A 12,653-nucleotide genomic window follows, 5' to 3' on the forward strand; every position below is an offset into this window, starting at 1 on the left:
TGAAGGCCGTGGGTGATCTCCGTTTGAACATAAGAGCATCAAATCAGTGAAACACCCAGCAGAGAATCATGGCGATCCAGATGGGGAGTAAGAACACAGGACTGTGCAAATGATAAGACCAGTCATTTTGCCGTTGTTTTTTGGTTTTCAGCCAGTGGTGACGATGCTGCTGTCGCGCCCGCTTGCGATGCGAGTCGCCGTCACTTCCTGCTCCACGGCCTTCGGGCCTTGGTCGAAAAGCTTCATTTCGGTCCGCGAGACGGTTCGCATGTTCATGGGTGTGCGAGCACCGTCTAAGCATCTCGGATGCCTTGACATGGGCGCGCTGCATCAGTTCCCATTGTTCGGTGGTATAAGTGCGCTGGCTGATCAGGTGGAGCATGGTGTTCTCCCTAGCTACGGCGGGGCACGTTCCATAGCGCCGGTTCGCCACCAACAGGCGCAGCGACAGACTTATTAAGAACCTCATCTTGGGAGGTCAATGGTTCTGTCCGCCAATGGATGGTCGGCCCCCTAGATAGAACCAAGTGGATTTTGGATGGATCGAGGTGTCTAGGGACGCGCTTCGATGATAGAAGATGAAAAGAAACAAAGTCAGGTTGTTCGGAGGCAATTGAGTCAGGACGACCTCAGAAAGGCATTTCGCAGCCAGTACAATGTTCGCGCGCCTGACGATCGATTTAAGAAATTGCTCGAGCAACTGGAGCAGGCGGAGAAAGACCAAAAGGCTTAAAGCCGTTTGTGTGTGATGTTAGATACCAGCCTCTCTGGCAGCTGCAATGAAGGCATTCCGACAAGCCGTGCTTGTAACTTTACCAGCGAGTGCATCAACACAGATTTGTTTTCGTGTTGCTCGCCGCTTCGTATTGGCCAATGCCCAACGAGCCACACGGCCGCTTCACTCACAGACACAATATCTACCCTGTGACCGAATGATCGGTCACGGTCACACAAGGGAACGGTAATTCGCGCATCTTCATTCGTTCGTGCTTTCTCACAGGAGGTACTTGGCAGCGTCGTAGACGGAATCAACGTTGTATCTCTTGGCGTCCTGTAAGACAGAGACAATTTTGAAAGGTTTACAATCTTCCGGGCCTCGTTGCAGCACACCCGCGCCCTGGTTTCCACTCCATCAAATTTCCTAGTGGCAAATCAAAAAAGGCCAGACCGCACGGCCTGGCCAATTCGTCTACAATGACAATCCGGGAAGTTGCAATTCCCGAATATGGAATCAAACTTTGAAGCGCGACAATGGTTCCCTGATCGCGCTAATCCCTTCGAATGATTTGACCGTCGTGCATATCGAAGACGCCGCTGGTACCGCCCTGGGTGATAAAGGATGCCTCGAGTTCGAGCCATGTTCCCATCGGCTTTCCGCATTGGCTGCAGTGGATGATGGTGGAGTCTGTCACACCTTCTGGTATGCGAAGATAGATGACGCCGCAGTCATGGCCCATGAGTTTGTAATTGAGTTTTTGGGGCATGAGCCGAACTCCCCATGGATGGCGGGAGCGCGTCTCTCAAGCGCGGGTTCGCCACTAAAGGTCCAGCGACAGAATGATTAAAGAATTGATGTTGGATAGCGTCAATAGTATGTCTGCCAGCGGACATTTCAGGCCGATGCCAGCCTGACACCTGATCCTGATGACGAACGAGAACCGCAGAAAAATGTTGAGGGGTGAGGCCCAACGTTGGGGGTGGAGAGAGACGCTGGGCCTCGGCTGAATCCCGGGGTGAGATTATCAGCTTGCCGAATATTATCCCTTTTCAGACCTCCTCGATAGTAGCCACTTAGGTTGAAGATATAGTTCTAAACCTGCTGTTTGTCGGAAAAAAACCAAATCAGCTAGTGGTCAGTCGGCGGTGGTTTTCGTTCGCTGTCTGTAGGCCGGTTTTCGCCGGGGTCCTTGCGCGTTTTGAACATGCAAAATAAGGCCGAGGGGTATTGTTCACATTATGCCCATTGACCTTCGCTACCGATCAAAGCGCACAAGCCGGTCAGCTTGTGCGCTTTTCCTTGTGCGTTCAATGATCATGCTGGTGATGTGCGTCGCTGATGGTGTACGTCGTGGACGTGTTCATGGTCATGCTCAATCGGCATGTGCGTGTGCGAATGGTCGTGCTGCTCGGTAAGATGCAGCCATATCCCGACCGCCATCAAAACGCCTGCGCATAGCAGGGGCAAGGTCACCGGCTCCCCCATGGCAACAGCAAGAATTGCACCGATGAACGGGCAATCGAAAAATACGCGCCCGTGCGAGCAGTCCCAAGGTGCCTCAGTCCGATCACGAACAGCGCAAGACTTACGCCATAGGCGAAAAACCCAACTACCATTGCTCCGGCCGTGTTCAATACCGGGGGGAATACTGCATCAACAAGCATTGCGAGTGCGAGATTAACGCAACCTGCCACAAGCCCTTTAACGGATGCGATCCACGTAGCATCTGACAACGAGACTTTACGCGTAAGATTGTTATCAATGCCCCAAGCTAGGCACGCACCGAGGACCGCCAAAGCAGGCCACAATCCGGCGAACTTCGCTTCGCCGGGCCAACTGAGGATCATTGCTCCCGCAACAATTGCTACCATCCCGAAAGCGATCCGACGGTCAAAATTTTCTTTGAAAACGAACCACGCGAGAAGTGCGGTAAATACGCCTTCGGCATTCAACATTAGCGAAGCGCCCGAAGCAGGCATGCCGGTTAACCCAAACATCAGAAGAACCGGGCCAATCACTCCCCCGGATATCACAGCGCCGACAAACCATGGCAATTCGGCGCGAGAGAGCGCGGCGGCGGGCGATTGATTGACAAAACGATAGATCGTAAGGCCGACGCCCGAACCTAAATATAAAAGGGCGGCAAGCATCCACGGACTAACAGATGTAAGCAGTAGTTTTGCTAGCGGAGTTCCAGCACCAATAGTGCTGCCGCGCCTAGCGCTGCAAACACTCCCGTTTGTGACAAGCTTTGTGGAAATCTCATTGATCAATCTCGTATTGCAGTGGCGGTTCACGGTAGCAGTGTAGGAATTGTGCTGTAAACTTACCGATACTAAAGGCATCTAGTGCGGAGGGGGATCGAACCGGCTTCTTTGGAGGGACCGTCCGAAACGTACCTTCGCTACCGATCAAGCGCACTGGTCCGTTTGGGCCGGTGCGCTTCTAGCGCGCTGAGTTGCGACCGCGTCCTGCTTGATTATTTGTCCTGCGCCCTGAAGATGTCGGGACGATGGAACTCCTTGCTGCCAAGCGTGCTTCAAGGTCGGATAATGAAAATCACTGCTGTCCTCTGGATCGCCGCATGGATCATGCTGGCGGCGACTTCGCTCGCGCATGCGGAGCAAAATTGCACGGAACTGCCCCGCTTAAATCAGCGTTTCTAAGCATGCGTGATTTACCATTTCCATATGTGACGGTATTGACCGGCGTACCCGGAAACAAACGAAACATATGCTCGGTGGCGGAAGCGGCCGAATGGCTCGTCATGTATTGGCCGATTAAGGAGGGCAAAAAGCTGATTGAGGCGCGCCAGGCGTGCCGTGACGCCCTGGCGGGACGAATTACCTGCACGAAGGCGCGAAGCGCCTTTATTGAAGCTGCGCGAGAAGCCGACATCTATATCGACCACAAACGCCTTTAGTTCTCGCCGTCCATCTTGTGCTCGCTGCAGTACCATTCCTGACCGTACCGCTTTTCAAAACCGAACGCTCCCCACGCGTTGCATCCCGGATGCATGCAGTAGTGCCCGAATAGTCCGGCCGGCGCTTTCTCCATGTGCTCGGGGTAAACTGGATCGGCAACTTTATCGCCCGATCACTCATCGCCGGCAAGCTTCGCTTTGATCTCGGCAATCCTGCGCTTGATAACGTTGATTGCCTGCTGATCGACGGGCTCTTGATCGCCAGTCGAACCGATGGAGAACATTTCCCCACTTTCGATTACAGCGAGGTCGTCTTCCAGGTTGGACAACTCTTCGCGCAATTCGTCTTCGGTTGGTTTTTTGATCATTCCGTGCCCCAAATTGAAAGAGTTTGCCCGCGTCGATATTAGTGGAACCATCAATGGCTGCAAGCCAAATCACCTTGACTCCATGGGAATATGTTCCCCTTTTGTTCGATGACAATGAAAACTCTAGGGCAGGCAGCGCGCCAGGGCATGTTGGTGCGGGTGATGTGCCGCCAACGCGAGAAGGTTGGCTTCTTCGTTGCCAGCGATCTGGCCAATGTAAATGGCCATGGCCGATCGTTTGAGAGTCTAAAATTTCGCTGCAAGGAATGCGAGGTCGTGGATTGCGGGGCCGTGCCCTTCGAAGATGACCGCGACAGGGTCAACAAGAAGCGGATTGTCTGGCGTCCGGTGTCGATGTAGGGGATCAGACAACGGAACGATCGGCGCGCTAATTGATCACGGGGTACACGCTGTGGGTGCACTGCCAAGCGCGCAGTTGTCATCACTCCCGTAAAATGGATTTGGTCGATTTGGCCAGGCGGCTGGGGCGAAATCACGGGGCCTTGCATTGCGATCTGGTGCCAAAGCTGCGGTGCTCGAAATGGGGTTCAAAGCACGTAGGGATTTCTACGACGCCTTATTGAGTGGTGGGCCAGGCGGAACATTCCTCGGCGCTTAATAGTTAAGATCTGATCATAAGGAAAAACTGATATGGGTGATCCGATACCTGCTCCGGAACCGGAACCGGAACCAATACCGTTGCCTCATGAACCGCCCAACCCGGTTCCGGGCCCGGACCAAATACCTCCCGTAAAGGAGCCACCGCCGGATCAATTCCCGGATGAGACACCTCTACCAAACCCTGACGAGGTGCCGGAACCGAAACATATTTGATCGATGTGGGTGGAACAATTAAAATTTGGAAGAGACCCGCGTAATGACAAAAGCCGATGATACGATAAAGGCTGAGCGTAATGCCAAGGCGGCTGAAAGGATGCGTAAGTGGCGGGCCGCTAATCCGCAAAGCCCCGACCAGAGGGCCAAGGCAGCAGAGAAATCTCGGAAGTGGCGGCAAGTGAATAAGCAGCGCCACCAGGCTTACATGCGGGCTTGGCGTGATGCTAATCGCGAAAAAGTCAGCTTCTACCAAAGGGCCCGCCGACAAAAGGCCCGAGCCGCGAAAAACGAAGCAAGCTCTAGCGAGACGTGACCAGAGTCGTTGCGGCCGGTTGGCGGGATCACGGCTCCATGCATGCCGACCTGGTACCCAAGCTTAAATCCTCGGTTCGCGGCTCAAGGGATATCGGCTTGACCCTCTCTAGCAAAGAGACCCGAGGACGTTCGCCGTGTGTAACCCTCGTTACCGCAACTGTTGGGGAAGCCATCCGTTGCGGGATTCCTTCTAACGGAGTTTCGCGTATCATCACCATCGGATTTGGGGGCAAGCATGAATTAGCGTCGCTCGGTTGCGGGACAGTGATTCTCGGGTTGCCGATCAACAGCTCCGCCGCCGCTGAAAAGGCTCCCTATATCTATTTCGCCACATCGGACCTTTTTCCCAATCCCGGTGAAAACCCCAGGTTCAACGACCTCACGATTTGGGGTGAACCGTTCGCCAAGAACCCATTCTGAAGTGCTATCCACATCTTGGCGTCGACTACACGCAAAACTACCTTGTTTGCGTTACATATGGCCGGAATTTCGCTGACCTCGGTGCCGGCTTTCTGCTCGGCGGGGTGGCAGGGGCTGCCATACGTTTCGGTGCCGACGATGATACGTCCGGCGAAGTGCGGGCGGGCTTCCGCATCAAGCATCAAGGTCTCGTTATCGGCAGTATAGCGATTTCACCGGCCGTTACGGCAAGATTGAGCGCTGTGACCGGGGAAACCGAAATTGAGAAACGCAGGGAGCAGGGACGCGGCGGCGATGGCTCATTGCTCGGATTTCTTTGGGCCCGAACTGTCAGTACGCTGGAGCGGCGCGCCCAATCTTGCACTGACCTGGCAGTTGCATCACCGTTCGGGCGCAAACAGAATATTTGGCGATATGGGTGAAGGTTCCAACGCCAATGTATTCGGGATTCGCTACCGCTTTTGAATTCGTGCTCGGCCGCAAAATTCATTGCCCGGCCAAGGAGGCAAGCGGGACGTTTGGCACCGGATCGGGCGGCGTCATGATCCTCGCGTACTCGGTCTCGGCCAGGCCGTAAAAACCTTTGGCCTCAGCGATCAAGCCCGCCCGGTTCAATATCCGGACGCTGCCGCGCGAAGCAGCATCAGCAGCCATCGTGCCAGTCTCGTTTCGGCATTGGCCATTCCGTTGATCAGGGCTGTCGACGATGCCTGAATGATCAGGGTCTGGACGTAGCGCAGCAAGTAGCGTTCCAAGGAGCGACCCCTGTCCAGTGCCGCTACAAGCGCCCAAGCCGGCAGATCATCTCGTTCAAGGTTCCCTTTCTTCGCCCATTTAGGCCACATAATGCGCCCTTAAAACGGAAGCTCTTAATATCAATGGTGCGGTTAAATGGGAGGTGCGTCTCGACAGCACGTCCCGCTTCATTCGATCTCGCTCTGCTTGTGTCAATTGACGATGGCGGTGAGCGTGACGGTCAGGTAGGCAGCGGATTGACAGTATTAAGCTTGCACGTCTCGATGAGCGAGGCGACCGTCGCCCGGTTCTCGGCTCCAGCGTCATGCCCTGCAAACAGGGAGTTTTTCGGTTAAAGGCTATTGGCTTTCGACGCTATTCGATGCCGCACATGAAGCCGACATTCACGTCGAATGTGGACCAATGGGGTCATGGCTTTGAACAGTTCAAGTCGAATTAGGCGGAGAAGCAGGTTTCGAGTTGCCTTGAGCGTGCAGCGTAATTCTTTAGCGCCGGCCATGACAACCCGGACTTGACCGCAGTCCCACTGTCGGTCCTCCCATCGCGATATCGATCGGCCTGCCAGTCAACGAGAGTGGCGTTGTGTCCGGTTTGAGATCGTTTCAGCGGATGAACAATCTTTTGCATCTGTTGAAAATTGCCTGGGAACTTTGCGGCTATGAATTGGTTGATGCCGTACACGATTTTGAGGGTCGCCCAGAATGGAGGTTCCCATATCGCATTGGTGCTCGGCGTGCTGACTATCAGCAGTATACGCCCAGAGACACCGAAGCCAGCCGAGCCGGAAACGCCGGCCATTGCAACAGATTCCAAGAATCAGAGTGCTTCTGTGCCCGGGGGAACTAGCTTACCGAGCACAGGCAAAGGAACGTATCCAAGACAAAGTTATACCCACATTGGCGCGCTGACCAAGGGAGAGGATGGCATTTGGAGTGCTACGGCCATGAAAGACGGCAAGACCATTGAGGTCATACTCGACTACCAGGGCAACATCACAGCGGCAAAATAGAAGAGGTAGGGAGATCAAAATGCAAACAGTAACAGGACTTTACGACAATTATGATGACGCCCGCACCGTCGTCAACAAACTGGAGGATGCGGGCATCTCCTCGTCTGACATTAGCATTGTCGGTCGCGGCGAGACCGATAAGACCTATGCAGGGGAGGGTGCAGCCACAGGCGCGGGGGTAGGCGCAGTTGTTGGTGGAGCGGGTGGGCTTTTGGCTGGGATTGGCATGCTCGCCATTCCAGGTGTGGGTCCAGTCGTTGCGGCGGGGTGGCTCGTTTCGACCCTTGCCGGGGCGGCTGCTGGTGCGGCCGCAGGCGGAGCAGCCGGAGGTATCATCGGTTCCCTCACGGATGCGGGTGTCGATGAAGACGACGCGCATGTGTACGCCGAGGGCATACGCCGTGGCAGTACCGTCGTCTCCGCGCGGGTTAAGGACGATCAGGCGATCATTGCGCAGTCCATCATCAACGACAGTGCTCCTGTCGATGTCAGCGCCCGACGCGCGCTGTACCGGGAAGAAGGCTGGGAGCGTTTTGATGAAACCAGTCCGGATTTTACGGAAGACGAGATCGCCAGGGAACGGGACCGCATACGCGGATATCGCGACCAAATGCCGTGATCTGACGGTCGGGATCGTCGAGCGAGAAATGCGCCCGACGATCCCGGCCGCACGACGATCAAACATGAGGGATGACATGCAGGGAAAAGCCAGAAATCAAGAGCCAGTTCGCCACGGCCAACCGCCGATCAAAATGACGGCGTCGTGAGCGCCAATCCTCGGGTTTTGTCGCGAAAGTCGGACGGTGAAGCCACATCTACTGACAAGGACCTCCCGCGAAAGAAATATTCCGGCTGCCGCAATTGTTTTTCGCCGGTCCAGCGGCAGGTGATGATTGCAATGACATCCACGGCGGAGAAAGAGTTGCTAAAGCAGACAAAACGAGAACTGTGCTTCGGCGACCACTGCTATCCGCTGTACATCCCGGTTCATTCAACGGAGGAGCCAAAGGTGATTAATCCTACAGCGACAATTGCCAAAGCGATCCCAATCAATTGCATCGGCGGCAGACGTTCGCCAAAGAACCCAAAAGCAACAATATTGACGGCGGCAAGCTGGATGATCGCGGACAAGCTAAAGGCCCGGGCCATTCCGAAATCTCGTACCAGCCTCAACATTATCAGATTGCCGACAGAGTAAAGAACAAGGGTAACGGCGAGCCTCCCAAAACCGGGCGACAGTGCCCAGTTTTTGGCAGAGGCCGCCGCGAGCAGGAATATTAGCGTTGAGGCTGCGAGCTGGATCGAACCAAATACGGTCAAGCGCGTACACCCTGAATCGATCTAATAATTCCGGGAGTCCTGTTATTTCGAGTGATCGGCCGCCAACGGCGCTCACGTTTCGGCGTGGATCTGTCGACGGGAATCGAAGCGATTAGCGCAAACAACAGGATCGGAGCCATCACGAACACCAGGGAAAGGTTGGTACGCACGTTATTCATCCTCGTCTGCTTGACGCGTGGACAAGATCACGGGCCTTACGTCCCCGCAACAACTTTCTCGGAGGCCTCGGATGAATGCGCACCCGCGTGTCTTCAACAACCGTGTAAAGCTTATCGGCATCAAACGCACTGGACGTCGTTGTGAAGTTTCCGTCTGCGGGAGCCACATCCATTTCCAGGAATCGTCTTCGGCTTGGTCCTGCTCCATCCGGGCGATCATCACCTGGTGACCAGAAACCACCTGTTCTTAATTCCCTATGACGATGAGATTCATCCGGCGACGGCCGAATGACATTTGACGACATAGCGCCTCGGCGCTTCCTCGGAGAATGGACAATATCGTCAACGAAGTGGGCGGCACACCGACATCGCGACAATCACAGAGCTTGGTCAGGGACAGCATGAAGGTCACTGATCAGGTGAAGCAATGGAGAGCGATGGGGGGCGTCTCGTCGAGATCGCGTGCACGGCACTTGGCATCAGTTTAGCCAGCTCAGTCGAATGGTCTCCAAGCTCTCCATCGGGGAGACTTGACCTAATGCGTTGGGAACCTCCGGGCCGAGCCTCCGTTGTCGCCAGTTGCGGTCAACTTCGGTCACCGGAAGGAGTCTGCGCTTGGCGACGAGACGATCCTTGGCTTTCATCAAGGGCTTTTCCTCGGCGAGCAGCTTCTCGCGGGCAGCGTTCCATTCATCTTCCGAGATCCACATCGAATTCGCCAATGGGTTCGCGCATAGACGGAGCAGGCACTCCGGGACCTTCTTGTCGAGCCATATTTTCCTCCGCTGAAAATGTTGCCTGTTTGCGCAACGACTATCGGCTAGACGGCATGGTGTTGCTCTGAAGATGCGTGACGCAGAATAGCGACACAAATCGCTTCGTCAATTGACTCGCAATGGCGCAAGGGATTCTGGGTTTTGCAAGAAGTCGGTCTATACCTGTGTCGGGAACGACACCCATACCCCCGCGACAACACTTGTCAAACGACGAACCGGGACCGGTGCCATAATGTCCAGATCAGGCATAGTATGGGAACCATCCGGGATCCCGTTTGTTAGCAACGCAAGATCGACCTCTGAACACCCCGTGGCGTTTCGCGCCACGTTCCAGAACGGCCGGTTACTGAAATTTAGAACAAATAACCGGAGACGACCAAAATGTCCAACTACAACGAAGACTCAAGCGGTGGTTATGATTCAGACGCTTCCGATACATTGACGGCGTTTTACGAAGATCGGGAAATGGCGGAGAGGGCAATACTGCGATTGGCGGACATCGGAGTTGGCCAAGACCAAGTTCGTCTCGTTGAGGGCGACGATACCTTGGACCCGAATGCTACTTCCGATGAGCGCCGTATGGGCTTTTGGGAATCGATCGGGGATTTCTTATTTCCTGCTGAAGACAGGAGCACTTATTACGAAGGACTTCGCCGCGGCGGCTTCCTGGTCACGGTCACGGAAGTAAGCGGTGCGCTGGCCGACAAAGCCCTCGACATTCTTGATGATGAGGGGAGCGTTGACATCGATGAACGGGCGGAGTCGTGGCGTTCGGAAGGCTGGTCGCCGACCGCGTCGGAAGACTTGCCCCCGTCCCAGTATGACCGAACCGGCGATCCGCAGGTCTCGACCGTGGAGGGTGTCGCCAGTTCGTCGGGTGAAGAAACGCGGGACGACATCGATCAACCGCTGCCCCATATCGAGGATGACAAAGTTCAGCGCGCTGCCAGACGCGACATCGGACGCACGAGAGCTCGATCCTACACCATGAAGCGGAGGTGATGCGGCGTCTGGCGCAGCGGCCGTTTCGACGGCAGACAGCAACAAACCTGCGGCTCCTGTCGCAGAAGAACACGAGGGGTTCTCGTTCAATGGGAACCAATCATAGGGACATCGCGGGACCGCCGCATGGGGAACCCCTTGAGCATGGACGGGGCCTTGGTGCGGAACTCAATGCAGAATTGGAGCAACAGACTACAAGGGACAGCACCACTGGAGCACCACGACCCATGGGAGAGCGGGAGCGGTGGTTGCGGACAACCTCGGCGAGCCGACCAAGTAAAAACCGATCGTGCTGGCGGGCAGATGACGTTTATGAGTCTCGATCGATCGAATAAAGGCAACCTATTAGTGAGTTGGTCATTACCACCACCTCATTTTGCCTGGAGAGCAACGATTTAGCGGCAGGCTTGTCCCGTTAAAGCCGAGGCGATATTTTGCGCCATCCGCAGATGGTTCAGCACAACTGGATTGCGGACCATAAGAAGACAACCGTTGAACTGAAGCAACTGCTCCAGAGCGGTCAGGTGAGAGCAATTCCTCCAACGTCAATGGCAGAGGCAAAGAAATGCTCGCCAAGTTGAAGGATTTGCAGGGCACTGAGTTTACGGAACAGTACCATTCGGACCAGGTTGCCACTCATAAGGATGCCGTTGACCTCTTTCAACGTTACGGCGATGGAGGGGAAAATGCGGTTTTGAAGGCCTGGGCGGCAACGACACGACCTGCGTTGGAACACAATCTGCATATGAATGGTTTTATTCGTGAGTGGGGTGTAGGGGCGTCGCTGCAGACAAGGGAAATGAATCTTCGATGGACATCCAATTTGAGGGCAGTCTCTCAGAAGCTCCAGCACACAAGTTGTCTGTTTACGCTAATGGACCGGAATTCAATCAAAATACCGCAGTCGAAGCGCCTTCAAATCTGAGTAACAGAGACTTGGCCCACCTTAAGCGGACCAAGTCCCCTGAAGCTTCGCCGCCTTCTTTTCGGCCAAGTTTCTGATACCGAGTATTAGCTAGGATTCATCGTTGGTGATAGCCAAAAGTGCCGAGCCCGACCCGCCAAACACTCAACACAGCGGCAGATCGAGCCTCTCGCTGATTAGGCATCAGCCCGTCAAGGGTACGCTCCGTCCGTAACAGGGAATTAACCATGAACTTGAACCTGGTTCACAGACGGCTGATCGTGGATTCATGCAAGTACCATGCTCCGCACTCGGTGCGCCTAAGCTCATCTGCCGCCGCAGTCGTTCTCCCCGGGTACTTGCGCTCAAGGTCGAATATGAGATCTTGATTTCACCACTTCCGTTGCCAATCCGCCAGCATCGAAGCTTTTCATCGAACGACGGTAGCTCCCTGCGCAGTGAGACATACGGCCGTGGGAAGTCATCAATCAGGCGAGGGAACACAGTAGACTCATAAGCGTTGAACCATTTTCAGCGAGCGTTAGCCATGCATCTCGTCCAGATCCTGCTTCCCTGTGCCGACAATAATGGTCAGCTTTTCGAAAGTGCAGAGTATGATCGCGTAAAGGAAGATTTGGCCAGCAGCTTTGATGGAGTCACCGCCTATCTGCGAGCGCCGGCAGAGGGGCTTTGGAGGGAGGGTGCAGAGGCGAGCCACGACGAGATTGTCATATTTGAGGTGATGACGGAAGAAATTGATTTGACGGACTGGCGCAGACGGCGTGTCGCACTCGAACGCCGTTTTCACCAGGACAAGGTTATCATCCGCTATATGCCAATCGGCGTCATATAGTCCGTCGACCTCCATCCGCGACCCAGAGACGAAGACCCTTTCCGCGAGCGGGCCTAAGATGGTATTTGCTATCTAGTGCCGAAGAAAGCAGTGACTGCCTTCGGCCTATGATCCCTCAGATGAACGGCTTCCTTTTAAAGATGCGTGCGGACATCACCGACAGCCGCACCTTCATGCGCCAACCTTACGGTTGTGATTTCGCTGATCTCACCCAGGACGTCTGCCATATTGTGGACGTCCCCGTCAGCAATCCTGCTCGCGACCCCGCTGGAC

The 12,653-nt window shown here is 54.9% G+C and carries 18 protein-coding genes and 2 pseudogenes; 11 read left to right on the forward strand and 9 right to left on the reverse strand.

Annotation, left to right across the window (positions count from 1 at the left end):
- Positions 1-43 precede the first annotated feature (43 nt).
- Positions 44-382 carry a hypothetical protein gene (locus N8E89_RS24335; RefSeq protein ID WP_262262387.1) on the reverse strand — a complete coding sequence of 113 codons (339 nt, stop codon included), beginning with the start codon at positions 380-382 and terminating at the stop codon, positions 44-46.
- 186 nt (positions 383-568) lie between these two features.
- On the opposite strand from N8E89_RS24335, the gene N8E89_RS24340 reads away from it, so the two are divergent.
- Complete coding sequence (locus N8E89_RS24340; RefSeq protein ID WP_262262388.1) at positions 569-733, forward strand: hypothetical protein; 165 nt, start codon at positions 569-571, stop codon at positions 731-733.
- 18 nt (positions 734-751) lie between these two features.
- Here the strand turns inward: N8E89_RS24340 and N8E89_RS29575 are convergent, their stop codons facing one another.
- The 3 genes and pseudogenes from N8E89_RS29575 to N8E89_RS24350 form a co-directional block, all read right to left on the reverse strand.
- Positions 752-889: a DUF982 domain-containing protein gene (locus N8E89_RS29575; protein WP_410010413.1), complete on the reverse strand. Its 138-nt coding sequence runs from the start codon at positions 887-889 to the stop codon at positions 752-754.
- A 379-nt stretch (positions 890-1,268) separates the two neighbouring features.
- Positions 1,269-1,484 carry a hypothetical protein gene (locus N8E89_RS24345; RefSeq protein ID WP_262262390.1) on the reverse strand — a complete coding sequence of 72 codons (216 nt, stop codon included), beginning with the start codon at positions 1,482-1,484 and terminating at the stop codon, positions 1,269-1,271.
- 563 nt (positions 1,485-2,047) lie between these two features.
- A pseudogene (locus tag N8E89_RS24350) lies at positions 2,048-2,984 on the reverse strand (DMT family transporter); the annotation flags it as partial.
- 402 nt (positions 2,985-3,386) lie between these two features.
- Here N8E89_RS24350 and N8E89_RS24355 point away from each other — a divergent pair.
- Positions 3,387-3,641: a DUF982 domain-containing protein gene (locus N8E89_RS24355; RefSeq protein ID WP_262262392.1), complete on the forward strand. Its 255-nt coding sequence runs from the start codon at positions 3,387-3,389 to the stop codon at positions 3,639-3,641.
- 173 nt (positions 3,642-3,814) lie between these two features.
- Here the strand turns inward: N8E89_RS24355 and N8E89_RS24360 are convergent, their stop codons facing one another.
- Positions 3,815-4,009, reverse strand: a complete 195-nt coding sequence (locus tag N8E89_RS24360) for a hypothetical protein (protein WP_262262393.1) — start codon at positions 4,007-4,009, stop codon at positions 3,815-3,817.
- A gap of 114 nt (positions 4,010-4,123) precedes the next feature.
- On the opposite strand from N8E89_RS24360, the gene N8E89_RS24365 reads away from it, so the two are divergent.
- From N8E89_RS24365 to N8E89_RS24385, 4 genes are all read left to right on the forward strand, one after another.
- Positions 4,124-4,369, forward strand: a complete 246-nt coding sequence (locus N8E89_RS24365) for a hypothetical protein (protein WP_262262394.1) — start codon at positions 4,124-4,126, stop codon at positions 4,367-4,369.
- 517 nt (positions 4,370-4,886) lie between these two features.
- A complete protein-coding gene (locus N8E89_RS24375; RefSeq protein ID WP_262262397.1) occupies positions 4,887-5,159 on the forward strand; it encodes a hypothetical protein in 273 nt (90 codons plus the stop codon).
- A gap of 98 nt (positions 5,160-5,257) precedes the next feature.
- Positions 5,258-5,581, forward strand: coding sequence for a hypothetical protein (locus tag N8E89_RS24380; RefSeq protein WP_262262398.1), 324 nt, complete (start codon positions 5,258-5,260; stop codon positions 5,579-5,581).
- A gap of 261 nt (positions 5,582-5,842) precedes the next feature.
- Positions 5,843-6,046 carry a hypothetical protein gene (locus N8E89_RS24385; RefSeq protein ID WP_262262399.1) on the forward strand — a complete coding sequence of 68 codons (204 nt, stop codon included), beginning with the start codon at positions 5,843-5,845 and terminating at the stop codon, positions 6,044-6,046.
- 146 nt (positions 6,047-6,192) lie between these two features.
- Here N8E89_RS24385 and N8E89_RS24390 read toward each other — a convergent pair whose 3' ends face one another.
- Complete coding sequence (locus tag N8E89_RS24390) at positions 6,193-6,336, reverse strand: hypothetical protein (RefSeq protein ID WP_262262400.1); 144 nt, start codon at positions 6,334-6,336, stop codon at positions 6,193-6,195.
- A 192-nt stretch (positions 6,337-6,528) separates the two neighbouring features.
- Positions 6,529-6,665: pseudogene (locus N8E89_RS24395) on the reverse strand (transposase domain-containing protein); the annotation flags it as partial.
- Between the two features lie 342 nt (positions 6,666-7,007).
- Here N8E89_RS24395 and N8E89_RS24400 point away from each other — a divergent pair.
- Entirely contained in the window at positions 7,008-7,346 is a 339-nt protein-coding gene (locus tag N8E89_RS24400; RefSeq protein WP_262262402.1) for a PepSY domain-containing protein, read from the forward strand.
- Positions 7,347-7,365: 19 nt separating this feature from the next.
- A complete protein-coding gene (locus tag N8E89_RS24405; protein WP_262262403.1) occupies positions 7,366-7,965 on the forward strand; it encodes a general stress protein in 600 nt (199 codons plus the stop codon).
- Between the two features lie 368 nt (positions 7,966-8,333).
- Here the strand turns inward: N8E89_RS24405 and N8E89_RS29580 are convergent, their stop codons facing one another.
- Both N8E89_RS29580 and N8E89_RS24415 read right to left on the reverse strand, forming a co-directional pair.
- Positions 8,334-8,666 (reverse strand): hypothetical protein, encoded by a 333-nt coding sequence (locus tag N8E89_RS29580; protein WP_262262405.1) that lies wholly within the window; start codon positions 8,664-8,666, stop codon positions 8,334-8,336.
- 658 nt (positions 8,667-9,324) lie between these two features.
- A complete protein-coding gene (locus N8E89_RS24415; RefSeq protein WP_262262406.1) occupies positions 9,325-9,555 on the reverse strand; it encodes a DUF899 family protein in 231 nt (76 codons plus the stop codon).
- Positions 9,556-10,002: 447 nt separating this feature from the next.
- Here N8E89_RS24415 and N8E89_RS24420 point away from each other — a divergent pair, with 447 nt between their 5' ends.
- The 3 genes from N8E89_RS24420 (at position 10,003) to N8E89_RS24435 (ending at position 12,380) form a co-directional block, all read left to right on the forward strand.
- Positions 10,003-10,623, forward strand: a complete 621-nt coding sequence (locus N8E89_RS24420) for a hypothetical protein (RefSeq protein WP_262262408.1) — start codon at positions 10,003-10,005, stop codon at positions 10,621-10,623.
- Positions 10,624-11,188: 565 nt separating this feature from the next.
- On the forward strand, positions 11,189-11,548 hold the full coding sequence (locus N8E89_RS24430; protein WP_262262409.1) for a DUF4142 domain-containing protein: 360 nt from the start codon (positions 11,189-11,191) through the stop codon (positions 11,546-11,548).
- Positions 11,549-12,074: 526 nt separating this feature from the next.
- Positions 12,075-12,380 carry a hypothetical protein gene (locus tag N8E89_RS24435; RefSeq protein ID WP_262262410.1) on the forward strand — a complete coding sequence of 102 codons (306 nt, stop codon included), beginning with the start codon at positions 12,075-12,077 and terminating at the stop codon, positions 12,378-12,380.
- Positions 12,381-12,653: the final 273 nt, after the last annotated feature.

The sequence above is a fragment of the Phyllobacterium sp. A18/5-2 genome, from assembly GCF_025452215.1.
GTDB classification, from domain to species: Bacteria; Pseudomonadota; Alphaproteobacteria; order Rhizobiales; family Rhizobiaceae; genus Phyllobacterium; species Phyllobacterium sophorae.

Excerpts from the sequence above, each read along its gene's own strand:
- N8E89_RS24335 (WP_262262387.1), bottom strand. The coding sequence starts at position 382 with ATGCTCCACCTGATCAGCCAGCGCACTTATACCACCGAACAATGGGAA.
- N8E89_RS24340 (WP_262262388.1), top strand. The coding sequence starts at position 569 with ATGATAGAAGATGAAAAGAAACAAAGTCAGGTTGTTCGGAGGCAATTG.
- N8E89_RS24345 (WP_262262390.1), bottom strand. The coding sequence starts at position 1,484 with ATGCCCCAAAAACTCAATTACAAACTCATGGGCCATGACTGCGGCGTC.
- N8E89_RS24355 (WP_262262392.1), top strand. The coding sequence starts at position 3,387 with ATGCGTGATTTACCATTTCCATATGTGACGGTATTGACCGGCGTACCC.
- N8E89_RS24360 (WP_262262393.1), bottom strand. The coding sequence starts at position 4,009 with ATGATCAAAAAACCAACCGAAGACGAATTGCGCGAAGAGTTGTCCAAC.
- N8E89_RS24365 (WP_262262394.1), top strand. The coding sequence starts at position 4,124 with ATGAAAACTCTAGGGCAGGCAGCGCGCCAGGGCATGTTGGTGCGGGTG.
- N8E89_RS24375 (WP_262262397.1), top strand. The coding sequence starts at position 4,887 with ATGACAAAAGCCGATGATACGATAAAGGCTGAGCGTAATGCCAAGGCG.
- N8E89_RS24400 (WP_262262402.1), top strand. The coding sequence starts at position 7,008 with ATGCCGTACACGATTTTGAGGGTCGCCCAGAATGGAGGTTCCCATATC.
- N8E89_RS24405 (WP_262262403.1), top strand. The coding sequence starts at position 7,366 with ATGCAAACAGTAACAGGACTTTACGACAATTATGATGACGCCCGCACC.
- N8E89_RS24415 (WP_262262406.1), bottom strand. The coding sequence starts at position 9,555 with ATGTGGATCTCGGAAGATGAATGGAACGCTGCCCGCGAGAAGCTGCTC.
- N8E89_RS24420 (WP_262262408.1), top strand. The coding sequence starts at position 10,003 with ATGTCCAACTACAACGAAGACTCAAGCGGTGGTTATGATTCAGACGCT.
- N8E89_RS24430 (WP_262262409.1), top strand. The coding sequence starts at position 11,189 with ATGCTCGCCAAGTTGAAGGATTTGCAGGGCACTGAGTTTACGGAACAG.
- N8E89_RS24435 (WP_262262410.1), top strand. The coding sequence starts at position 12,075 with ATGCATCTCGTCCAGATCCTGCTTCCCTGTGCCGACAATAATGGTCAG.